The following is a 21620-nucleotide window of genomic DNA, read 5'->3' as shown; positions in this document are numbered from 1 at the left end:
CAAGACAAGGAGATAGTCATGCGCACTAAAACTACTAACTACCGCCTATTGGCTTGTCTGCTTCCATTGCTAGCCATCGGCTCTCCGGTCTTCGCGAACGATGTCCCCAATCTGCCCGCAGAGTCTTTTGAGTTCCCAGGCTGGAGCAGGAAATGGGTGGGCACAGTTGGCGACAAGCAAGTAGAAGCCTCACTGAATCGCGTGGGCAATTCATTGTCAGGAGCCTACTGCTACCAACCATGCAGCATAAGAACTCGCAATCAGCTCGCGTTGACTGGTCAGATGTCGGGCGAAATGGCCGAGCTTACAGAGCGAGACAGTAGCAACGGAAACGTTCCCACTGGTTTGTGGCGGATTGAGTCGATGCGAGATCGCGTCATCGGTCAATGGACTTCCTCCACGGGCGAGCGGAAGCTCGCTTTGGAGTTGCGACCGGACATGACCGGGTTTGCAGAGAGTTTCCCGTATGAGATACGGCTGCTCGCGAATCGTTTGCCCGATGAGGGCGATGACAGTTGCCTCGATCCACCGATTGTGTCAGCTATCCGCCTGTACAGGGGCGGAGAATTATTTCAATCACTCCCCACAGAGTCCCAGGGAACCTGTGGCGTGTTCACGCCCCGTCTAATCGATGCCAACTTCGATGGTTGGCCGGACGTAACCATTGCCCTTTCCCTGCCTGCTGGCCCAGACATCCCCTACCAGACATGGCTGTATGATCCGGAGAGCCGCCGCTTCGTTGATGCTCCAATCAAACTGCAGGACATCACTTCGCCGGAGTTTGACCCGGTGCACCGGGTTGTCTACAGCTACTGGCGAGCCAGCTGCTGTGAACATGGCGTCACGACCTATCGCTGGCAGGACGGAGATGTAGAGGAGATTGACTCCCAGAGCAGTTACGTTCTTCCAGTCTTGGATAAGGGGCAGCGGCGCGGTTGCTACATCATGCCGAGTTACGAGAATGGATTTATCGAGTATGCCAGCCGTGTCGAGCAATCAGCCAACGGAAGATTGAAACTGCATGGAGTCGATCCGAAGACCTGCGACCTCGACGAGGGCTCGTTGCTTGAGCGGACATATATCGACATCTGGCAGCCAAGTCTGGACGGGCAGCAGCCGATTCGTCTGCGTAGCGAAAAGGTTGCATGGAAACTGACCGAGACTTCAGCGGGCCAGCGGTTCTGTCCTGAGGTGCCGTTCTTCGACAAGGACCGGGTCCGCCGTGTCGTGCTGCGTGACAATTTGGACTTATGCAGCGAGTCGAGTCCGCAATAGGAATTAAGCGGAACAGGGGCGGGTTTGTTTTTCTACTCTAATTCTTTTGGTGAGTCTGGATCAAAGTGCGGAAAATAAATCTGTCCCCATTTCTCCTCCTTTCTCCTTTCTCCTTCTCAGTTTCTGCTGATCGTTAGGTATTGAGGATGGTGGTCATTTGGATGAATAATAGGACTTACTGTTGTTTGTTTTTCCAGTGGCAGCCAGACTCGATGCTGAAGTCTATGTTTGGGTCTAGCGTAAAATAATATTTCTTCCCATTTTTTCGTTTTGTGTAGTTGAGGTCGTAAACATTTACCCCTTGCGAGGATATCTCGTATTTTCCCGAAATCTCACCGTTCTCTATTTCTATCCATGTTGACGTGCTATCCGTGGGGGAGTTATCTGTTGAATTGTTTTCCTCGGCTCCCTTAAGAACTATAGGGATGGGCTTGCTTGAGTTTGAGTATTTTACATACCCGCCGCTCCACCTGCTCTCTATCTCATAGAATGTTCTAAACTCTAGTTGGATTTCTTTTTCTCCAAGGGTGTGCAGGCATAATGCTTCTGTGTGGATATCTCCGAGAGCAAGGCCGGAGGTACATAGCAAAAGTAATAAGGTAATTTTCCGCATAATGATTTTTTCGCAGGTGCTTGGCGGTAATGCGGGATGTCTATGTTGGAGTATGGGGTTAATGTGTTTCGCTTGTTGGTTGTTTGGCTCGTCGTAATGTCTGTCTTTCCTAAGGTATGGTCGCCTCAAGTCTTTTGATTTCTAATATGTCATTTTCGTAGAAATCGCTGCATTGGAGTAAGGCTTTAGTGTCTTTGTCTTTGGTTTTCAATAGCGTCAGGCAAGTCAATATGAGGCCGTTTTCTTCTTTTTCTCCGTGGTATTCAATGGTTCTCATGTCAATTAATTTCCAGTGTGGAGATTTTATTTTTTCTCTAGCGGCGACAGAAGAAATAATGGATGAATTGGCTCTTTCAGTTGGTGGCAGGTTCATTAGCTCTATGTAGATTTGTGCGAAATCTTTCGAGTGTAATATTTTTCTTATTACCGAGGTTTCATTTGCTCCAATGATTAAAACTGCAGGGATGTTGTCGGTGTTAGTGGCGTATGTTGAGTTTTTTCTTGAAGGGTGTGCTAATACTACCTTTAGGTTTCCTTCTTTTTTGCATTCGGTTCTGTAGTCGGTTGGAAATGTGTTTTTAGAGTCACATGGGCTGATCTCTGGGCTTGCTATGGTTAGCCCAGGCTGAATAAGTGCCACTATTAAAAAGCTTCTGACTTTACTCGGTCTTGTCATTTAAAACGTCTGCAGATGTTCGCAAATGCTTGAGTTCGAAGATTGTGCTTCAAAATGTTAAGGTTCTATTTAGTTGATGGGGGTGAAGGTGTTTTTTGTTTTATAGATATGTCTGAGAGGATTTTTTGAACTTTTTTGGAATCGCTCGACGACAAGCGAGTGGTGAGATCGATGTTGATGTAAAAGCATGGATTATTTGATTTTTTGGGGCATATGAAGAATTGGTCGGGAACAGTGATCTTCTCGCCATCACCAAATATTGTGGTGACATAGGCTATGGTTCCTGGCCAATTTTTTCCTTTTATTGGTCTTTCCCAGTTCACTATTCGATAGTATCGCCCGCCAGAGTCCTCTCTTTCTATTTCCGATTTTGCAGTCTTATTTTCTTCTGTTGAAGGTTGGGTGGATGCATAGCAAGAAAATTCTATACTTGCTGGAATATTCCTTGTTCCAAGATCTATTGTTGTGACTACGGTTTTCCTGCGTATCCCATTGTTTGTTTCTGAGCCGGCGTTGATTATTTCTTTGGCTAGCTTTCCTTCGATGTGGTATCCGCAGTAGTCCTTTGTTTCGGACTTCTCAGGAGTATTCAGGTCGCCTTTGCTTGTGCTTGAAAATAGTAATGCCATGATCACAATGGAAGTGGGTGGTGTTCTCAAGGCAAGGTTCTCCTGTCGTCCTGTGTTGATCTGATTTTTTGATGGTGGATTAATTTTTCTCGCTTGAATTCCTAGAGTTATCAAGAGGGTTTGAGTTCTTGTGCGATTTAATTATTCTTTTCTTGGTTTTTATTTGCTGCTCCCCATTGGCATCCTGAGTTGGCGGTATAGTCAGCATTTGGGTCTATGATAAAATTCGTGGACTCCTTGCTTTCGAAGTTTTCGTACAGAAAGTTGTAGTTGTTTCCGCCTTGCGATGATGCCGCATAAGATCCAGTTATTTTGCCGTCCTTTATTTCTAACCACGTACTTGTTGTGTCATCAGGAGATGTGTCGGATGTGGCTGTTGATTCGAATGATTTAAGGATTATAGGTATGACATTTTTTGATGTTGAATATTTTACATATCCGCCTGCCCAGGAGCTTTCGGTTTCATAGAATCTCTTGAACTCCAGCTTGACTGGTCTGTCTCCAAGTGAATTTAAACATAGGGTTTCTGTTTGAATCGATGCGATCGCGGCACTGGGGATGGTTAAAGATAGGAAAAAGACTGCTCTCATTGCCGGTCTCCTAAGGGTTCTGGCGCTCTAAACTTACGTTTATTGTGTGCTGTGTTCTGTAGTATTTCTTCTTCGGTCGTGGAGGGTTTCCTATCATGACAATGTTCCCGTTGGAGTCTAAGACAACTTCCTTGTTGCTGTTTCTGCGCCAGTCAAATATTAATTGAACTGTGGGTGTTTCAATTATCTTGTTGGTTAGTATGTTTTCAAGGTAAAGGACGGATTGTAGTCGGACGTCCAGTCCGTTTAGATTTTCGATGCTCACATATCCGTTAACATCCTTGCTTACTGATATGGAGTTCTCTTGAGATGTTCCGGAGTCCATGTGGCTGAGCATTTTGCTTCTACTCACAACATAAAATGTTGATGTGTCTGCGCAGTTCTGATAGTTGTGGTCTCCGCTGTTGTTTCTGGCGATTAAGATGTCGGGATTCCAACCTAGTGCTTCATATGTTCCGGTAAGTTCTGTTGTTTGGAATCTTCTGAAAGCTCCATATTTCTGATAGGTGGTGAGGTGTGTTAGTTGTATTAGTCCTCTGCCATAGTATGGGGAGTAGTCTCTAAATTCTCCATCAGTCTCTTTTACATATTTTAGGTTTCCCGTTTCTGGTATGACGTGAGATAGCAGGTGTAGAACTCTAAGTCTGGTGCAGATTCCGTATCTCTGTGTTGCTTGATTGAAATATTTTGCCCAGGACTGTGCTCTTCCGATGGCTGTTGTCCATGCCGTGTTTGCAGGCTCAAAGTTGGTGTTTTTTAGATGGAGCAATTTTTTTGGGAAGCATTGTGCTAACTGCTCAGGGGTTAGCCACAGACATCCGGATAGATGTTTTATTGCTTCTCGCGGTGGGAAATGCCAATGCTTACTACCTATTCCCACTAAATTCGCTTCTTCCCAAAACGCCAAAGCATCCTGATGCTGCTTAAGTTTTTCGAAGTCTTCCTCCGACATCGGCCCGCCATCCGCGACTCGCTTGAGCCAGCCATAGCGAATCTCGAAGTCATCCCGCGCCCATTCGGTGGGGAACTTGCAGATCAGGCGTTTGAGCTTGTTCTGGTTCTCGCCATCTTTCAGCCGGAGGGTGTTCCGCTCGCGGTCCTCGACGTATTCCTCGGACAGGCGCCGACGGTCGCCTTCGAACATCGTCTCGTACTCCGGAGAGTTGGCGCGGGTTGCGGCATCGGGTTTGCGCGGTGGTGGGTTCGTCACGTCGCTCGGGGGTTCGAGCAGGTCGCGGATGTAGTCGGACTGGCAGTGGCTGTCCGAATTGGTGTCGTCATCGATCAGGCGCCAGCCCATCCAATGGGGGAAGTCGGCGTCGCTGAACTTGGTGACGCCAGGGGCGTTGAGGTTGAACCAGGCGCTGCCGGCGGGCTGGTTGGTACGCGCCGGCAGGCTGATTTTCCTCCAGTGTGCGGCGTTGGCTGGTTGCAGTGCATCCGGCCCTAGCACGCGGCCGAAGCGCAGCAGTTCGTAGCCGGCGCTGGGACAGCCGGGGTAGCGGCGGGTGGCGGCGGTGTAGAGGTTGTATTCGAAATCTGCTTCTTCCTGCTGGGTGCCAATCAGTTCGCCGCTGAGGAAGTAGGTGGTCAGGTGGCATTGGCCTCGGTCGTAGGTCATGCGGACGATGAGGCCCTGGCGCAATTTACTGACAACGGTGGGGCTGAAGCCCTCGCTGCCGACAAAGCCTTCTTCACTGTTCCAGCCGCCGGTCAGTTCCGGGCTGCGGTAGACCACCTCCGTCGGGTTGGTGGTTTGCGTGAGGTTCGCTGGCGGCGAGGCGTAACCCTGGAGCGTAGTGGGGAGGAAAAAGTACATGTCGCCCCAGCAACTGTCGGTGCGGCCATCCTGGGTCTGGTAGTCGAGGTCGCGCTGGTTGCGGCCGGTGAGGTGGGCGATCTGGCTGTCGGCGGCGATGATCTCGAAGTGGATCCTGCCGGCGCTGCCATAGATTTGCCCGGCTTCGCCGATGCTGTCCTTGCGGTAGATGCGCTGGTTGAGCTGCGGGTGGGGAATGTTGATTTTCGACAGGTGCATGTAGATCGAATAGAACACCACCTGCCCATGCTCACCTTCGCCGATCTCGGTTTCGTGGCGCAGGACGATGCAACCGTCGTCGGTCCAGCCATCGCCCACGCTCTGCTCGATACGGTATTTGAGGGCGTGCGTCTCGCTGTCGGACTTGGCGGTTGGGGCGCGGAAATAAACCAGTCTGCCGTCCGCGATGGCTCGTATCGGCAGCGGATTGCCATTCTCCTGCGGGGCGCTCAGGTGCATGCCGCCATGCCAGTTGAGGTCGAAACTCAGGGGGTAGGCGCCGTCGCCCGGTTCGCCGCCGGGCATGGCGCGTTCGACGAAGGCCTCGTCGGTTTCGCCCGGAATAGGGGCGGGAATGAAGGGAGGGCTGATGATCATGGGAAGGGTCCTTGCGCTTCGCTTACATCGAGAGGGGGTAGCCGGTTTTCGGCTTGGCTTCGTCGTTCAGCTCGCGGGGTAGCCAGGGAACGTCCGGGTGCAATTTGGCCGGCCCGCGAAACTCGAAATGCGCCGCCTTGATGGTGAAGTCGCCCCGGGTGCCCAGCTCGATACGGTACGGGTCGAGGGTGATGTAGGTGCCGCCGGCGTTGAGGGTGATCTTCTTCCTGGCGGTGATGTGGATCTCGTCCTCGGTGCTGACGATGTCCAGGCCGTGGCGGGCGAGCAGTTCCAAGCTGTCGTTTTGCGCCTGGATCGTCACCGGGCCCTGGTTGGCGTAGAGCTTCATGCCCAGCTTGCGCACGAACAGGCCGATGCTTTGCCCCACGGCGGCGGTGAATCGCTTGGCCACGCTGACGTCCATGTTGGCGCGGGCGGTGGCGATCAGGTTCTGCCCGGCAGCCAGTTGCAGGTGCTGGCCGCTGGTGAGGGCGATGCCGGCGGGCGCCGAGGCGAGGATGCCGGGCTGCTTCAGCAACTCCAGGGCGGCCTTGAGTTGTTCCGGGGCGTATTGGTCCGGCTCGTGGGCGATGGCAAGGGCGGCATCGCGAGCCATGCTGCGGACCAGTTCCAGTGCCTCCTGTAGTTCGCGGATAGCGGCGTCCATGCTGAGGGTGTCGCCCTGGGCGCTCGGCTGTGCGTCGGCGCTGATGAACAGGCCCTTGCCCGCACGCACGGCGCCGTGGCCGTCGGTGCGCAGTTCGAAGCCTTCGCCGCGTTTCTGTTTTTGTGTGTCCACCAGGTGGCCGAGGTTGAGCTGGCTCTTGCCGCTGTGCTCGGTGCTCAGTTCGATGCGTTCCTGGCCGCGTTGATCGCCTAGCACCAGTTCGTTGTTGGCTGGCGTGCGCAGTCTGTTTTCCCGGTAGTTCTGCAGGGTGACGAGGTCGGGATGGCGGGAGTCATGGAAGCAATAGGCGATGTACGGGCGGTCGATATCGCCCTGTTCGAAGGCCACGCCCACCTCGGTGCCGGCCAGTAGTGGCAGGTGCAGGCCGTAGGTGTCGCCGGCATAGGGGCGGGCCAGGCGTAGCCAGGCGCTGCTGTGTCCGCGCTTCCACGGCGTGCGGTCGAAGAGGAATTCGACCCGGTATTTGCCGTCCCGGTCGATTTCGGCATAGGTGGGGTGTTCTTCGGGGCTGACGATGCGCGCCGGGACGGTGCCGGCGATACGCGGTTTGTTGCGCAGCGGCGGGCGGAAGCAGACGCTCGCGGAATAGGGAATGGCCTCGAATTGCGCTTCGAAGCTGCGATCACGGACGGCGCGGGTGATCAGGCGGGTGATCACGATGCGCGGAGTGAAAGCCAGCGGCGCGCCGCCGCTGAGTGTCAGTACGTCGGCGGGTTGCAGGGTAGCGCTGCTGGTGACTCCGCTGAGCCGGGTGCGGCCATTGAGGTAGCGCTCGTGGCGCAGCCGTGCGTAGAAGTAGCCGGATTCGCTTTGCAGGTCCTGCTCGTCCAGCCCCAGCGGATCGCCCAGGACCCGATAGGGTTCGGCGTAGTGGTAGGCATCGCCGTACAAACCTTTTGCGCCACGGCTGTGGTCGACCTCGCCATCGAGGAAGGCCGCCGCGTCGGCGTAGTGGTAGGCGCGGATGTTGATGTGCCGCTCCACCACCCGGTGCTGGCTGCGCAGGTTCCAGGCGCTGTCCTGGCCGCTGCTGCTGGTGCCCGAGAGCGGGCGGCAGGGCAGTTCGACATCGAAGTGGTAGCCGCGCTGGTCGTCGTGGAATTCGATGACTTCTATGTTCAGCTTCCGGTTGCTACCGAAGGTGAACCAGATGCCGACATCGGCGAGCAGGCGGGCGATGAAGGCGAGGTCCGATTCACCGAATTGCATCACCTGTTCGCGCTTGGGGTACTCGCGCTTGAGTGTCTGGAAGTTGAAGTCCTGCCCGGCCAGGCCGTGCTCGCGCAGGATGCTCTCGACGATTTCCGGCACGGATTGATGCTGGAAGATGCGGTGCTGCCGGCCAAGCCCGAGCAGGGCCAGGCGGGGTTGCAGGGTGACTTCGTAATGGGCTTCGTCGCGGGAGTCGACGGGCAGGCGGCGGAACTGCGTAATGACGCCGTGCAGGGTACGCAGGGGCGCTGCCGGCACGGCGCCCTGGCCGGCGAAGGGCAACGATGTGGGCGCTGGATGAAGGCAGAAGCGGGCCTCTTTCAGCAGCACCTGCGCGGGGGGTATGTCGAGCTCGGTGCTGGTGAAGGTGATGCGATAGGTGAAGGCTTCGGAGAGCCTTTCCTCGCCCTCGAAGCTGAGCGTATCGATGGGCGCGACGAGGTCATGGATGAAGAGCTTGTGCCGGCTATGGTCGAAGAGGAGCGGGCGTGTGGCGAGCATGGGCGGGCTTCCTTTTCCGGAGGAGGTCCGTTTTTAGCCCACTGGGTGCAACTGCCACGATCAGCAATGTCCCAAACCACCTGACGAATCGGCGTCAGCCTTGAGGGAATCCTCGAGCAAGGCAGCGCCAATCCTTCCGTAATCTGTTCAACGCACTTTCCGGATCGAGCAAAGCTGGTCGGTTCCGCCAGAAACCCGGGTCTTACCCGGGATTCTGCGTTTTACAGGCGCACCTCCAAGTGTCGGCAGGCCAGCCGCAGCATTTCCCTAGAAGCGATAGTTCAAGCTCGCTTCCAGGGTCCGTGGCGCACCGGGGGTGATGAGGTCTACCGAGCCGTGCGCCGAGGCGTAGTAGTCACGGTCGAAGACGTTCTTCAGGCGCAGCGCCATGTCCCAGTGCGGCAGGGTGTAGAACAGGGCCGTGTCGACGGTGGTGTAGCTCGGCATCACCACGTTGTTGTCCAGCGCCGTGTAGCGGTCATCAACGTAGTTGGCGCCGGCGGCGACGCGCCATTCCGGGGTGAGGCTGCGTACCAGCCAGAGGTTGGCGCTGTTGCGTGGGGTGAGCGTGGGCACCTGGCCTTCGTTGGGCACGCCGTTGGTCTTGCTGTTGGACTTGGTGATCTCCGCGTCGAGGTAGGCGTAGCCGGCGTAGATCTGCCAGTTGTCCGTCAACTGCCCGCTGATCGTGGCCTCGAAGCCGTCGGTGCGTTGCTCGCCGGCCAGCACGGTCAGGTTCGGGTTGGTCGGGTCGGCGGTCTTCATGTTGGTGCGTTCGAGACGGAAGATCGCGGCGGTGACCGAGAGGTGGTTGTCCAGCAGGTCCCACTTGGTGCCGATCTCGTAGTTGGTGGTTTCCTCGGGTTCGAGGTTCTGGTTGGACGGGCTTACCGCGAACACTTCGCCGGACGGCTGATAGCTGCGGCTGACGGAAACGTAGTAGGACTGGATCTGGTCCGGTTGGTACACCAGGCCGGCGCGCGGGCTCCAGGTTCTGTCGGTGCGGTCGAGGTCGACGTTCTGCACGCGTTCGTCGTCGTACTCCTGGCCGAAGATGTCGTAGCGCACGCCCAGCAGCGCTTTCCACTGCTCATTCAGTTCGATCAGGTCCTGCACGTAGAAGCCGGTGGTGTCCTGGGTGTTGGTGCCCTTGGACGACAGGTTGGCGGCGTGCTCCGGGACCGGCACCAGGCCATCGCCGAACACCGGAACCTGGGCCACATTGTTCTGGCTGAACACGCGCTGGTGCTTGTCCTGGACGCCCACTTCGACGCCATACAGCAGGTTGTGCTGCATGCCGGCCAGTTGCGCGTGCTGCTTCAGTTCGGTCTGGTTGAACACGCCGTATTCGTCGCGGGCCACGTTGCCGCGGTTGAGCTTCACCAGCAGTTCGCCGTCGGGCGAGGTGACGAAGCGGGTGGGGCTGGTGTCGGCCAGGGTGTTGTTGCGGTCCAGGTCGTAGCGGTAGAAGCGGGTGCTGTTGGTCAGGCTGAGGTCGTCGTTGATCTGGTAGTTCAGGGCGCTGGTGAGCGAGAACACTTCGCTGCGGGCGTAGTCCTGATCCGGGTCGCCGGAGCCGAAACGCTTGTCCCGGTCGACGTCCACCGGGCGGTCGCCCAGGGCGGGGATGCCGAAGTCGATCAGGCGCTTGTCGTACAGGTAGCTGGCGCCGAGGTTGAGCTCCAGGTCGTCGGAGAGCCGGAAGTAGGCCGAGGGCGCGATGGCCTTGCGGTCGATGTAGCCGTCGTCGCGGAAGGTGTCGCTGTCCTCGAAGGCACCGGTGACGCGATACGCCTGGTTGGTCTGCGGGTCGGCCCAGCCGGTATCGAACTGCGTGCGGCGCTTGCCCTCGCTGTCGACGGTCATGCCCACCTCGTGCTTGGGCGCGAAGCCGGGGGTCTTGGAGATGCTGTTGATCAGGCCGCCGGAGGAGCCACGGCCGTAGAGCACGGCGGCGGGGCCCTTGATGACCTCGACGCGCTCGATGTTGGAAAGGTCGCGGAAGTACAGGGCATCGTCGCGGATGCCGTCGATGTACATGTCGCCGATGGCACTGAAGCCACGGATGGTGACCTGGTCGCGCTGTCCATCGCCGTTGGAGAAACCGACGCCGGGTACGTTCTTCAGCACGTCCTCCATGGACTGGGCGCCCTGGTCCTTGATCACGCTCTGCGGCACGACGTTGACCGTTTGGGGAATGTCGCGCAGGGGAGCGTCGATCTTCAGCGCGCTTTTGCTGTCGCCGAGGTTGTAGCTTTGCTGGTCGTAAGCGGCGGTGACGGAAGTTTCCGGCAGCGCCAGGGTGTCCTGGGATTCAGCGTGAACGGTGGGGATGACCAGCAGGCCCAGCATCGAGAGGGATGCCGGGGCGACAGACTTTTTTACCATGGGGTGCGACTCGTTTTTTGTGGGAATAAATAGTAATTATTCGCAAATACGAATCGTGTGTAAATGTCTCAATACAATTCGAGGCGGGTCGTGCCGCTGGGGACTGAGCAGAGCGGGGGCGGTTACTTCAGGCGGGGGAGAGGGGCGCGAGGAGGTGGTGGCGGGCGCCCTGGCCTCTGCCCGCCAGGTACATCGGCCCGTCAGGCGCTCGCGGACCCTTGCCTCCGCAGGACGACATGCGTGGCCTTCGCCGACGCTACGAATTCAACGCACTCGTAGCCCAGGGTCCGTAGGTCGAGCCCTTCGAACAGCGATTCTCCCCGGCCGAGCAGGACGGGCGAGATCGCAATGTGCAGCTCATCGATGAGGCCTTCGCGAAGATATTGCCGGAGGGTGTCCGGCCCTCCGCCGATCCGCACGTCCTTTCCGGTAGCGGCCACGCGTGCACGGTCGAGCGCCTCGCGAATGCCGCCGGTGATGAAGTGGAAGGTCGTGCCGCCTTCCATCTCGATGGAGGGGCGAGCGTGGTGGGTCAGGACGAAGACCGGAACGTGGTACGGCGGATTGTCGCCCCACCAGCCTTTCCAGTCTGTGTCCGGCCAGTCCCCACGAATGGGCCCGAACATGTTCCTGCCGAGAATCCAGGCGCCGACGTTCCGAAAGCCACGGGCGGCGAAATCATCGTCAACCCCGGTCGTACCGTCTTCCTGGCCGAACAAGGCCCGCTGGAACGTGCGTGTCGGGAACAGCCACTGGTGCAGTTCCGTTCCGCCCACGCCGAGTGGGTTGTCGATGTCCTGATCCGGGCCTGCTCCGTATCCGTCGAGTGAGAGGGTGAAGCCTTCAACGCGAACCCGTGTCATCGTCTGCCTCCACTTGGACGCCCGGCAGGACGCCGGCATTCGGACATGCCTACTGGCAGGCGCGGAGTGTGTCGCGCGTAAGCAGTTGCCTGCGCAGCGAGTCCATGCCAAGCCGTTTCGACAGTAGGGTCAATGTAGCGGACGAGAGTGAAGGCGGTAAGTCCGTATCGATGCCCGGTTTGGCGAAGGGCCGGGAACACTGTTCAACGATTGCGGGTGGTCGGTTGAGGCTCGTCTCGAGCCGCTGCAATCGACTCAAGGCGGACTGTCGTCCCAGCACAAAAAAAGCCGCCACATTTCGAATGTGGCGGCTTTTTTGTCATGCCAGGTTACTTAACTTTTTTGATCACCGGCGGCTTCCAGCTGCCGTCGATGATCGGCTCCTTGCCCCAGTAGGCGCGGAGATAGAGCGAGATGGACTCCTTCGGCGACGGCAACCAGTTGGTTTCCTTGTCCTTGCCTGGCGAGGTCGGGCCGACGTAAATCGTCAGCGAGCCGTCGGCGTTGTGCTGGAGGGTCTTGGCATTCTTGGTGCCCAGCGAGTAGCGGTTGAGCTTGTTGGCGCTGAACAGGTGCTTCTCGTTGTACAGCGTCAGCGACCAGAAGCCCTGCACCGGCGGTTCCTGGCCGGCGGCGAAGGTCACCTCGTAGCTGTGACCGCCATTGAGCTGCGCGCCCGACTGGTCGAAGTCGGTGTAGAAGTACTGGGTCTCGGTCGGACGGTTGTCGAACATGTTCGACTTGGATGTGCCGGTACGGTTGAAGTAGTCGACGCCGAACTGCGCGTTGTTGGTCGAGCGATTCCAGCCGTTGCCAGCCGGGCGGCCGTTATGCTGCCACTCGAAGAAGGGTTTGATCAGCTCCTTCTCGCTCTCCACCGCCGTCTGGACCAGCAGTTTCTTGATTGCCGGGTCCTTGTCGGCGGCGTCCATCAGCAGGCGGAATTGGCCGTACAGCGCTTCCTCGCCTGGCAGCGGCGGGACCATTTCCAGCACTTTCGGGAACTGGTCGAAGAACTTCTCCGGGATCACCCACTTGGTTTCACCCTTGCTGGCGCTGTCCGCGTTGGGAACTGGGATGTTCGGCGTGTTCTTCCAGTCGATGGTTTTCATCTTCCCGTCGAAGTCCTTCAACGGGTAGAACACCACCTGATTGAGTTTTTCCTGGATCGCCGCCCGGTCGTCCTGGGTGTCGTCCATGAAGATGCGCGGAATGGCGTTGGCCAGAGCCGTGGGACTGCGGATGATGGCCTCGACGCCTGCCGGCTTCTCGCCTTTCCAGTTCGGGCCGACCAGCAGGTAGAAGCCGGGCTTGCTAGTGTAGGGCTTGCCGAGCTGGCCGAACTGATCGGTGCGCTGGTCGTACAGTGCGTAGACCCAGAAGCGGTCGCCGAAGTCGGGCACCTGGGCGATCACCGGTTCGTCGTCCAAGGAGAAGAAGCCCAAGCCGTAGACGACATCCTGGTTCGGGCAGGTGACGAAGGTTTCTGCCGGAGTGATGTAGTCATGCAGCATGCCGATCTGACCACGCGGCGCCGCTGGCAGGATGCCGCCCAGCAGACCTGGATGTGGGGCTTTGGTGATCTTCTCGTTGCGATTGATCATGTTCACCATCGGCCAGCCCCAGAGATAGGCCATGCGCGCGACAGTCTTGGCGTACTCGGGGTGCATCAGCACGCCGGTGGCCGGTTGGGTGATCTGCACGGTGGCGGATTGAGCCTGCTCCGTCGCCTGGGACAGCGGCACTCCGAACGTCAGCGTGAGTAGCGCCGCCGAAAGTGCCGTCATTCTGTAGTTCGTTTTCAAGTTCCTTATGTGGCTCATCATAAAATTCCTTGCATGCTGATGGAGGCAGGTGCCGGGCATTCTTTCTCCGGCGTCCGCAATGCTTTTCAAGCCAGTGCGGTGCTGGCCAGTGGAGCGGCCAGGTTGCCTCCTTCTAGTGGATACCGATTCCCGTGTCAGATCAGAAGCGCCATGTCGCGCCGCCGCCGATGATGTGCAGCGCAGCGTTGTGATAGCTGCCGGAAAGGGTAGTGCCGGACCGGCTCTTGGTCTGTTCGTCTTCCATGTCGCCGAGCCAGGCCAGGGTATAGGCCAGGTGCAGGTCGAGGCCTTCTTCGAGCTGGTAGTTGACCCCCGTGGCCAGGCGCCAGGTTTCGCCCATGGGGTTGTCCACGGTGCGGTCCTTGTCGTCCACCGCCGAGCTGTCATAGCCCAGGCCCATGTTCCAGCGCAGTCGCGGATTGATCTGGTACTGGGCGCCCACCGAGGCGTGCCAGGTGTCCTTGTACTGGCGGTCGACGGTGCGATCCACGCCGCCGGCGTTGGCGTCGACATCGACGCCGATCTGGCCGAAGTCGCTCCAGTCCTGCCAACCCAGGCTGCCCAGCAGCTTCCACTGCGGGTCGAGCTGATGCGCGATGCTCAACAGGACGGTCTGCGGAACATTCATGTCCAGTTGCAGCGCATCGACATCCAGGCGGTTCAGGGCCGCGTTGATGATCGGATTGCTGACCTTGCGCACGTCCGGGCTGTCCTTGAACTCCAGTTTCACCTTGCTGGTGTAGGCGAGACCGATCTGGGTGCGCTCATCGACCTTGTAGAGCAGCCCGAGGTTGACCCCGGTGCCGACGTCGGTGTCCTTGTATTCGAGCTGGCCGTCGGGGCGATCCGCCAGGCCCAGCAGATTGTTGTTGATCGCCATCTCGGTGCGGTAGTAGCCGTACATGATGCGCGGGCCGATGCCTACCGAGAGCTGGTCGGTGAACTTGTGGGCGATGGTCGGCTGGAAGGAAACGCCGATGATGGCCGCTTCCTGGGTGAAGTAACGGCCGGCCCAATCGTCGTCGTAGTTCACCGCCAGGCCGAAGTTGCCGTACATGCCAAAACCGATGGCGGAGCGCTCGTCGATCTGGTGGCTGATGAAGAAGCTGGCGCCGGGCAGGTATTGCAGTGCGTTGCCGCCTTCATTGCCATCGAACTGGTTGTTGCCGTCACGGGAGAAGCGCAAGTCGCCAAGGATCAGCTGGGCGTTGGCGCTGATCTGGGTGCCCGCCAGTTCAGTGATGCCGGCCGGGTTGCTCATCAGCACGCTGGGGTCGCTGGCCAGGGCGGCGGCGCCGGCGTTGGCAAGGCCGGCGCCTTCCTGGCCCGCCTCGTAGATGAAGATGCCACCGGCCCAGGCGTTGCCCATGGCCAGGCTCAACCCGCAAGCCAGGGCAGGGAGGTGGTATCGGCGAGAGTTGTGGTGTCGGTCGCGTTGCATGCTGTTTCCTCATTAGCCCCACAGGGGCCGGGAGTAGTCGCTCGGGTGCTTCAGGGTGCGCCTGCCCGGCAATGCGGCAGGACGCTCCACTGACGGGCCTCTTATTGCTTCGACTTGAGCTGCTGGAACGACTTGACCATGTCCTGTGCCCAGCCATCGAGCACGGCGCGGGCGTCCTTGGCCTGCATGACCTGGGAGGAGTTCTCCAGCTCAGTGCCGGCGCCCTTGCGCACGACCTCGGCCACGACCTTGTTGCTGCCGCCGTCGAGGAAGGCGGCTTCGGTGGCGATGCTGGTGTCCTGGTCGCGGATGCCGGTGGCGGTGCTGATGCCGGCGGCGATCAGGGCGATCGGGATGACCTCGTAGGGCTGCAGGCCCTTGGTCGAGGCACTGACGGCGGTGATCGCCGGGCGCACGACCAGCACGCCCGGACCGGGGGCGGTGGCCAGCGGCAGGGCCTTGGAGAATTGGGTCTTCAGCGCCTGGTCGTAGTACTGGGTAATGCCCGTCAGGGTGCTGGCCGGAATCTTCTCGGTGGGCTTGGGCTGCGGGTAGAGCTGGCTGGGCTCGATGTAGACGCTGGAGAAGCGCTTCACGTCCACGCTCGGATCGATCCAGCGCATGACCGGCGCGCCGGAGGGGGACTTTTCTTCGGTGAGGTTGCTGTAGTTCTTCAGGAATCCGGAGTATTGCTCGGGCTCGACATACTTGCTGGCACAGCCTGACAGCGCGAGCGTTGCCAGGCACAACGATGCGGCCAGAAACTTCATTTGCATGGTGATCCTTCCTATGGTCGGTGTCGCAAGTTGGTTTTATGGGGGAGCTCTGTGGGAACCCGACCTGGCCATGTTCCCCAGGGCAGGTCGGGTCCGGAACGGTGATTGGCGTTACTTCACCTTGACGACGTCATCGGGTTTCCAGGTCTGGTCGTAGAACGCGTCCTCGGTGCCATAGAGGCGCAAGGCGACCAGGAAGTTGCGCCCCGGAATGGTCTCGATGAAGGCCGCGTCGGCCACATCCTTGGGCTTCTCCGGGCCGAACCAGATCTCGATGGAGCCATCGGCCTGCTTGGGAATGTCGTAGTAGCCGTTGGTGGACGGCAGCAGCTGCTTGGTTTCGGGCATGGTGCCGTCGGTGATGTTGTAGGCGGTCACCGCCCAGAACAGCGCGGCCGGCGGGTTCGGCGGCAGGCGCAGCTTGTAGGTGTTGCCGCCTTCGAGGAACTTGCCGTCCTTGTCGCGCCCGGTGAAGGGGTACTTGGAGCCGGCGCCGGTGGTGTGCATCACCATCGCCGGGGCGGAGGAATAGGCGAACTGGAAGAAGTTGGCGCGCTGGTTGGTGTCCAGGTAGCTCTCCTGCATCCAGTCGTTGGTGCCACCGGCCCAGGTGTTTTCGTACTGGCGATCGGTGTAGTAGAGGTTGCGCTTGTCCTCGCGGCCCAACTGGCGGTTGGCGAGGATCATCTTCGGCGCGATTTCCACGGCTTTCTTCAGCAGCTCCTGCTGCTTTTCGGTCGGCTTGAAGGGCTCGCCCTTGACGATGCCGATGGAGGCCAGCACGCCGCGCAGTTCCGGGTCGATGGACTCGACCGGCTCGTAGTCGACGAAGGCCTTGAGCTTGGTCCAGTAGGCGTTGTCGACGGGGTACATCATGTTCAGGTTCTTGCCGCTGGCGTCGGGGAACTGCATCGGCTTGGCGTCCTTTTCGGTCGCCCACAGCGGATAGACGCGGGTGGTCTCGGCGTTCTTCACCGCCGGCACCGGGTCGGGCTTGCCGTCGCCCTTGGCCATGACGGTGCGGAAGAACAGGAAGACGTTATAGGTGCGCGACTTCACGGCGAAGTAGCCGCCCGGTACCGGGCCGTTGTAGTCCGGCGGCAGCAGCAGGTAGAGGCCGCCGCGAGCGCGGTCGGGGCCGATGGCGCCGACGTCGGTAAGGGTGCGCTGGAAGAAGTCGGTGAACATGCCGATGACGTTCGCCGGCGCCTTCACTACCAGGGGCCCGGTCTTCTTCAGGTCCAGGTAGCTCATGGAATAGATCACGTCGGCATTGGGCGTGGGCACCATGGTGCGGGCGTCCATGCGTTCCTTCCAGATCGGCAGGACGTTGTAGCCGGCGCCGAAGGCTTTCTCCGAACCGTCTTTCATGCCGATGGTATTGAGCAACGGCAGCATGGTCATGTAGGCGTACACGGCCCGCTGGTAGTACAGCTCGTCACGCAGGCTCTCGGCCTCCTTCGGGTCGAGCCAGTTGCCATTGTTGAGCTGCTTGATCAACGGGGAGGCAGGAGCCGAATCCTGGGCAAGGAGAAGGGGGCTGGCGACAGCAAGCGCGGCGGCTCACGCGGTCGTCAGTGCGGTTTGCTTGAAGGCTGAGAACATCGATGAACTCCATCTCTAGTTGCCTCGACCGGTTATTGGCCGAAGTGAATCGATAAACAAGTGCAGCCCGGAGGCGGCGATTTTCAGGGGTTTCTCCAAGTCGTGCTGCTGCCATGAGAGGCAACAGTGCAACTCTGTTTTGAAGGCCAGTGGTGGTTGACGATAATGGGAGTAATTGAAGTAGTCGAAATTTCGACGACAGTAGCTGGAATTTTCTGTCGCTAGTCTAGGCTGACTTCTGAAATCCGATAGCCGAAAAACGAAAAACGTCAGGAAGACCAGGCCATGCGCAACGGAGCATCTTTTCAGCGATACAGTTATTCGGGCCTGGACCCATCGCTGGCCTGCGACGTCGTCTATGGCGGGCATTTCGAGCATCGACTGTTCTCGGCCCGTCATTCGAGTATGGGGCATCAGCGTCTGGCATCGGCCAATGTCGTGCTGGAGACTGGCAGCTATGACTTTCCCGTGGCCGCTTGCGGTGTCATGCCAAAGGACATGCTGTGCATCGGAATAGCTGCAGAGGGCGCCGAGGTAGTTCGCTACAACACAACCTCGATCGAGGCCGACGAGGTGCAGGTGTATTCGCCAGGGGCCGACCTGCTTTATCACGCCACTGGGAGTTCCCGCTGGATTACCCTCGTATTGCCGGAAGCACTCATGCAGTCGGTGGCTGTCGCTCGAACGGGGCGCCCTTTGGCATTGCCCAGTCGCGACGCCACGTCGATTCGTCTTTCCGCAGGCGGCAGGGCGCGCCTGGTGCAATTGGCCGACGATGCCTTTGCCTTGGCGCGCGCCCTCGAACCGTCGGGGATATCCGATGTTCTGGCAGATAGCCTTATTCAAGGCTTGCTCGATGGCTACATCGATGCGCTCGACGAAGCGTCGCAAACCGACAGGAAGCGAATGGATACCGCGCGCCAGCATTTGCGCCTGGTGCTGGCTTGTGAGCGACTGGCGATGACTGAGGATGTACTGGACGTCCAGTTGGACGATATTGCCCGGCGCAGCGGCTATAGCCGCAGGGCCCTGGAGCTGATCTTCAAGCGAACGACCGGCATGCCGCCTGGCCGCTGGTTCATGAATATTCGCCTCAATGGCGTCATGCGCGACTTGTTGATGGCGCGGCCTGACTGCCGTGTCGCGGATGTCGCTGCGCAATGGGGATTCCGGCATTTCTCCCGCTTCGCCTATCAGTACCGCAGGGTTTTTGGCGAGCTACCGAGCGAGACCTTGAAACGGGCGAATGCTCGCTGAGTCCGCTGCGAAATGACCGGCTATCAGCCAAAGCTGCTGATCAACGTGCCCCCGGGCCGCCAGGTGACCAGCGATAGCCCGGATTGCAACGAGGCGGAGAACGCCTGATACCGAAACGGCATCAGGCGGCCGGCTGCTCCTGTGGCTCGGCCGCTTGCAGCAACAGCCAGTCGATCAGCTCGCGCAATTGCGGCGACGTCTCGCGGCGTTCGGGATAAACCAGGTAGTAAGCCGCACCGGTGCGCACCTTCAGCTCGAAAGGAGCGACCAGGCGCCCGGCGCGAAGATCGTCGCCGATCAGTGCCCAGTCGCCCATGGCCACGCCGGCGCCCTGGGTGGCCACCGAAACGGCCAGGTCCAGGGTATCGAAATGCTGGCCCTTGCCCATGTTGCTGACCCGCGTGCCGGCCGCACACAGCCAGGCCTCCCAGTCGCGCTGGTCGCGAGTCGGGTGCAGCAGCATGTGTCGCTCCAGGTCCGCCAGCGCGCCCAGCGGTAGCGGACCGTCGAGCAGTTGCGGGGCGCAAACCGGGGTCAGCTGCTCGTCGAACAGACGGTGGCAAGTCGGGCTTTCCTCCTTCTGCACGCCGTAGACCACCGCGGCGTCGAACTCCTCGCTACGGAAATCCACAGAGTGCTGCACGGTGGTGGTCAGCTCCACCGGCACGTCCGGACGCTCGGTCTGCCACTGCAGCAGGCGCGGCAACAGCCAACGCATGATGCAGGTGGGGGCCTTGAGCTGCAGCGCCTCGCGCTTGCCGCCGACCTCTTCCATCGCCTCTTCGATCAACGCGAACACCTGCTGGATGCGCGGCAACAGTTCGCGGCCCTGGGGCGTGAGGGTCAATCCACGCGCCTGGCGCTGGAACAACGAATAGCCCAGGTGGCTTTCCAGGCCGGCGATCTGCCGGCTCACCGCCCCCTGGGTGATATGCAGCAGACCGGCCGCGCGGGTGAAGTTGCAGCATTGCGCGGTGACCAGAAACGTGTGCAGGGCAGGCAGGGGAGGTAAGCGCTTCATCGGGGCTCAGGCATGAGGTGAAGACATGCCTAGTATGACAAATTTTGGTTTGTCAGCGCCCTCGGCCGGCGGGTCCAATGCCGTCTCCCATGCGCGCCCCTCGCCGAGCCATACGCCCCGGCCCCGGTTGCTCCCCGGCGGTTACACCGGGATGGCGCGCCCGACCGACGACAAGCAATAAGGATGAAGTCCATGGCCACATGCGGCGAAGTACTGGTGAAATTGCTCGAAGGCTACGGCGTCGAGCAGGTGTTCGGCATCCCCGGCGTGCATACCGTGGAACTCTATCGCGGGCTCGCCCGCTCGAAGATCCGTCACGTCACCCCGCGCCACGAACAAGGCGCCGGCTTCATGGCCGATGGCTATGCGCGCACCAGCGGCAAACCCGGGGTGTGCTTCATCATCACCGGCCCGGGCATGACCAACATCGCCACGGCCATGGCCCAGGCCTACGCGGACTCGATTCCGATGCTGGTGATCTCCAGCGTGCAGTCGCGCAGCCAGCTCGGTGGCGGGCGCGGCAAGCTGCACGAGCTGCCGTCGCAGAGCAACCTGATCGCCGGTTGCTCTGCCTTCTCCCACACCCTGATGTCGGCGGCCGAATTGCCGGCCGTGCTGGCTCGCGCCTTCGCCTTGTTCCAGGCCGGCCGGCCGCGTCCGGTGCACATCGAGATTCCCCTCGACGTGCTGGTGGAGAATGCCGACGCGCTGCTGTCCAGCCAGCCGATCCAGGTATCGCGCGCCGGCGCCGCACCGGCGGCGGTGGCCGAGATGGCCGGCCTGCTCGCAGGCGCCAAGCGTCCGCTGATTCTTGCCGGCGGCGGTGCCGTCGATGCCGGACCGGCCCTGCAGCGACTGGCCGAGCACCTGCAGGCGCCGGTGGCGCTGACGATCAACGCCAAGGGCCTGCTGCCCTCGCAGCATCCGCTGCTGATCGGCTCGACGCAGTCCACCGACGCCACCCGCGAACTGGTCAACGAGGCCGACGTGGTCCTCGCGGTCGGCACCGAGCTCGGCGAAACCGACTACGACGTGACCTTCGCCGGCGGGTTCAAGATCCCCGGGGCGCTGCTGCGCATCGACATCGACCCGGACCAGACGGTGCGCAACTACCCGCCGCGAGCTGCGCTGGTCGCCGACGCCCGGCTGGCACTGGAAGCCCTGCTGGGCGCGCTGGAAGGTCAGGCGCTGGCGGTCGACAGCGAGAGTTGGGGCGCCCGCCGCGCGGCCAGTCTGCGCGAAGTGCTGCTGGCAACCTGGGACGACAACCTGCGTGCCCAGACCCGCTTCCTCCGCGCCGCGCTGGAGGAGTTGCCCGAAGCCGTGCTGGTCGGTGATTCGACCCAGCCGGTGTACACCGGCAACCTGACCCTCGACCTGGAACAGCCGCGTCGCTGGTTCAACTCCTCGACCGGCTACGGCACCCTCGGCTACGCCTTGCCGGCCGCCATCGGCGCATGGCTGGGCGACGCCACGCGACGCCCGGTGCTGTGCCTGATCGGCGACGGCGGGCTGCAGTTCACCTTGCCGGAACTGGCCAGCGCGGCGGAAGCGCACGTGCCGCTGATCGTCCTGCTGTGGAATAACCACGGCTACGAGGAAATCAAGAAGTACATGGTCAACCGCGACATCGAGCCGGTCGGCGTGGACATCTACACCCCCGACTTCGTCGGCGCGGCCAAGGCGCTGGGCTGCAAGGCGCATCGAGCGGGCGACGAGGCGGCACTGCGCGCCGCGCTGCGCGAAGCCGGCGCCAGCTCGCTGCCGACCCTGATCGAGATCGACCAGGCGACCTGGATGAGCAGCCAGGGCTGATGCCTCCCTCCCTGCCGCAGCGGGCGGC

General features: G+C 60.0%; 16 protein-coding genes. 3 read left to right on the top strand and 13 right to left on the bottom strand.

The window, feature by feature from the left end; genetic code table 11:
- Positions 1-18: 18 nt before the first annotated feature.
- Positions 19-1275 carry an XAC2610-related protein gene (locus tag ACNFBT_RS22285; RefSeq protein WP_416752906.1) on the top strand — a complete coding sequence of 419 codons (1257 nt, stop codon included), beginning with the start codon at positions 19-21 and terminating at the stop codon, positions 1273-1275.
- Positions 1276-1450: 175 nt separating this feature from the next.
- Here the strand turns inward: ACNFBT_RS22285 and ACNFBT_RS22280 are convergent, their stop codons facing one another.
- The 12 genes from ACNFBT_RS22280 to ACNFBT_RS22225 all read right to left on the bottom strand — a co-directional run bounded on the left by ACNFBT_RS22280 (position 1451) and on the right by ACNFBT_RS22225 (position 17394).
- The gene (locus ACNFBT_RS22280) at positions 1451-1888 is read right to left on the bottom strand and encodes a hypothetical protein (RefSeq protein WP_416752905.1); all 438 of its coding nucleotides are present in this window, start codon (positions 1886-1888) and stop codon (positions 1451-1453) included.
- Positions 1889-1997: 109 nt separating this feature from the next.
- Positions 1998-2564 (bottom strand): hypothetical protein, encoded by a 567-nt coding sequence (locus tag ACNFBT_RS22275; protein ID WP_416752904.1) that lies wholly within the window; start codon positions 2562-2564, stop codon positions 1998-2000.
- Positions 2565-2629: 65 nt separating this feature from the next.
- Positions 2630-3223, bottom strand: a complete 594-nt coding sequence (locus ACNFBT_RS22270; protein ID WP_416752903.1) for a hypothetical protein — start codon at positions 3221-3223, stop codon at positions 2630-2632.
- Positions 3224-3330: 107 nt separating this feature from the next.
- Positions 3331-3783, bottom strand: coding sequence for a hypothetical protein (locus ACNFBT_RS22265; RefSeq protein WP_416752902.1), 453 nt, complete (start codon positions 3781-3783; stop codon positions 3331-3333).
- 10 nt (positions 3784-3793) lie between these two features.
- Positions 3794-6199, bottom strand: coding sequence for a hypothetical protein (locus tag ACNFBT_RS22260; RefSeq protein WP_416752901.1), 2406 nt, complete (start codon positions 6197-6199; stop codon positions 3794-3796).
- Positions 6200-6221: 22 nt separating this feature from the next.
- A complete protein-coding gene (locus tag ACNFBT_RS22255; protein ID WP_416752900.1) occupies positions 6222-8600 on the bottom strand; it encodes a type VI secretion system Vgr family protein in 2379 nt (792 codons plus the stop codon).
- Between the two features lie 267 nt (positions 8601-8867).
- Positions 8868-10988, bottom strand: a complete 2121-nt coding sequence (locus tag ACNFBT_RS22250; RefSeq protein WP_416752899.1) for a TonB-dependent receptor — start codon at positions 10986-10988, stop codon at positions 8868-8870.
- Between the two features lie 200 nt (positions 10989-11188).
- Complete coding sequence (locus tag ACNFBT_RS22245) at positions 11189-11851, bottom strand: dihydrofolate reductase family protein (RefSeq protein WP_416752898.1); 663 nt, start codon at positions 11849-11851, stop codon at positions 11189-11191.
- A 329-nt stretch (positions 11852-12180) separates the two neighbouring features.
- On the bottom strand, positions 12181-13638 hold the full coding sequence (locus tag ACNFBT_RS22240) for a DUF1254 domain-containing protein (protein WP_416752897.1): 1458 nt from the start codon (positions 13636-13638) through the stop codon (positions 12181-12183).
- A 178-nt stretch (positions 13639-13816) separates the two neighbouring features.
- Positions 13817-15046 carry an OmpP1/FadL family transporter gene (locus ACNFBT_RS22235; RefSeq protein ID WP_416752937.1) on the bottom strand — a complete coding sequence of 410 codons (1230 nt, stop codon included), beginning with the start codon at positions 15044-15046 and terminating at the stop codon, positions 13817-13819.
- A 173-nt stretch (positions 15047-15219) separates the two neighbouring features.
- Positions 15220-15894 carry a DUF3313 family protein gene (locus tag ACNFBT_RS22230; RefSeq protein WP_416752896.1) on the bottom strand — a complete coding sequence of 225 codons (675 nt, stop codon included), beginning with the start codon at positions 15892-15894 and terminating at the stop codon, positions 15220-15222.
- A gap of 111 nt (positions 15895-16005) precedes the next feature.
- Positions 16006-17394 carry a DUF1254 domain-containing protein gene (locus ACNFBT_RS22225; RefSeq protein ID WP_416752895.1) on the bottom strand — a complete coding sequence of 463 codons (1389 nt, stop codon included), beginning with the start codon at positions 17392-17394 and terminating at the stop codon, positions 16006-16008.
- Between the two features lie 390 nt (positions 17395-17784).
- Between ACNFBT_RS22225 and ACNFBT_RS22220 the strand changes: the two genes are divergently transcribed.
- A complete protein-coding gene (locus tag ACNFBT_RS22220; protein ID WP_416752894.1) occupies positions 17785-18756 on the top strand; it encodes a helix-turn-helix transcriptional regulator in 972 nt (323 codons plus the stop codon).
- Between the two features lie 121 nt (positions 18757-18877).
- Here the strand turns inward: ACNFBT_RS22220 and ACNFBT_RS22215 are convergent, their stop codons facing one another.
- Positions 18878-19777 (bottom strand): LysR substrate-binding domain-containing protein, encoded by a 900-nt coding sequence (locus tag ACNFBT_RS22215; RefSeq protein ID WP_416752893.1) that lies wholly within the window; start codon positions 19775-19777, stop codon positions 18878-18880.
- A 192-nt stretch (positions 19778-19969) separates the two neighbouring features.
- Here ACNFBT_RS22215 and ACNFBT_RS22210 point away from each other — a divergent pair, with 192 nt between their 5' ends.
- Positions 19970-21592, top strand: a complete 1623-nt coding sequence (locus ACNFBT_RS22210) for a 5-guanidino-2-oxopentanoate decarboxylase (protein ID WP_416752892.1) — start codon at positions 19970-19972, stop codon at positions 21590-21592.
- The last annotated feature ends 28 nt before the right edge of the window (positions 21593-21620 follow it).

Source organism: Pseudomonas sp. NY15181 (assembly GCF_048068055.1).
In the GTDB taxonomy this organism is placed as follows: Bacteria; Pseudomonadota; Gammaproteobacteria; order Pseudomonadales; family Pseudomonadaceae; genus Pseudomonas.
This window is presented reverse-complemented; position numbering and strand designations above follow the sequence as displayed.

Excerpts from the sequence above, each read along its gene's own strand:
- ACNFBT_RS22285 (WP_416752906.1), top strand. The coding sequence starts at position 19 with ATGCGCACTAAAACTACTAACTACCGCCTATTGGCTTGTCTGCTTCCA.
- ACNFBT_RS22280 (WP_416752905.1), bottom strand. The coding sequence starts at position 1,888 with ATGCGGAAAATTACCTTATTACTTTTGCTATGTACCTCCGGCCTTGCT.
- ACNFBT_RS22275 (WP_416752904.1), bottom strand. The coding sequence starts at position 2,564 with ATGACAAGACCGAGTAAAGTCAGAAGCTTTTTAATAGTGGCACTTATT.
- ACNFBT_RS22265 (WP_416752902.1), bottom strand. The coding sequence starts at position 3,783 with ATGAGAGCAGTCTTTTTCCTATCTTTAACCATCCCCAGTGCCGCGATC.
- ACNFBT_RS22260 (WP_416752901.1), bottom strand. The coding sequence starts at position 6,199 with ATGATCATCAGCCCTCCCTTCATTCCCGCCCCTATTCCGGGCGAAACC.
- ACNFBT_RS22255 (WP_416752900.1), bottom strand. The coding sequence starts at position 8,600 with ATGCTCGCCACACGCCCGCTCCTCTTCGACCATAGCCGGCACAAGCTC.
- ACNFBT_RS22250 (WP_416752899.1), bottom strand. The coding sequence starts at position 10,988 with ATGGTAAAAAAGTCTGTCGCCCCGGCATCCCTCTCGATGCTGGGCCTG.
- ACNFBT_RS22245 (WP_416752898.1), bottom strand. The coding sequence starts at position 11,851 with ATGACACGGGTTCGCGTTGAAGGCTTCACCCTCTCACTCGACGGATAC.
- ACNFBT_RS22240 (WP_416752897.1), bottom strand. The coding sequence starts at position 13,638 with ATGACGGCACTTTCGGCGGCGCTACTCACGCTGACGTTCGGAGTGCCG.
- ACNFBT_RS22235 (WP_416752937.1), bottom strand. The coding sequence starts at position 15,046 with ATGGGCAACGCCTGGGCCGGTGGCATCTTCATCTACGAGGCGGGCCAG.
- ACNFBT_RS22230 (WP_416752896.1), bottom strand. The coding sequence starts at position 15,894 with ATGCAAATGAAGTTTCTGGCCGCATCGTTGTGCCTGGCAACGCTCGCG.
- ACNFBT_RS22220 (WP_416752894.1), top strand. The coding sequence starts at position 17,785 with ATGCGCAACGGAGCATCTTTTCAGCGATACAGTTATTCGGGCCTGGAC.
- ACNFBT_RS22215 (WP_416752893.1), bottom strand. The coding sequence starts at position 19,777 with ATGAAGCGCTTACCTCCCCTGCCTGCCCTGCACACGTTTCTGGTCACC.
- ACNFBT_RS22210 (WP_416752892.1), top strand. The coding sequence starts at position 19,970 with ATGGCCACATGCGGCGAAGTACTGGTGAAATTGCTCGAAGGCTACGGC.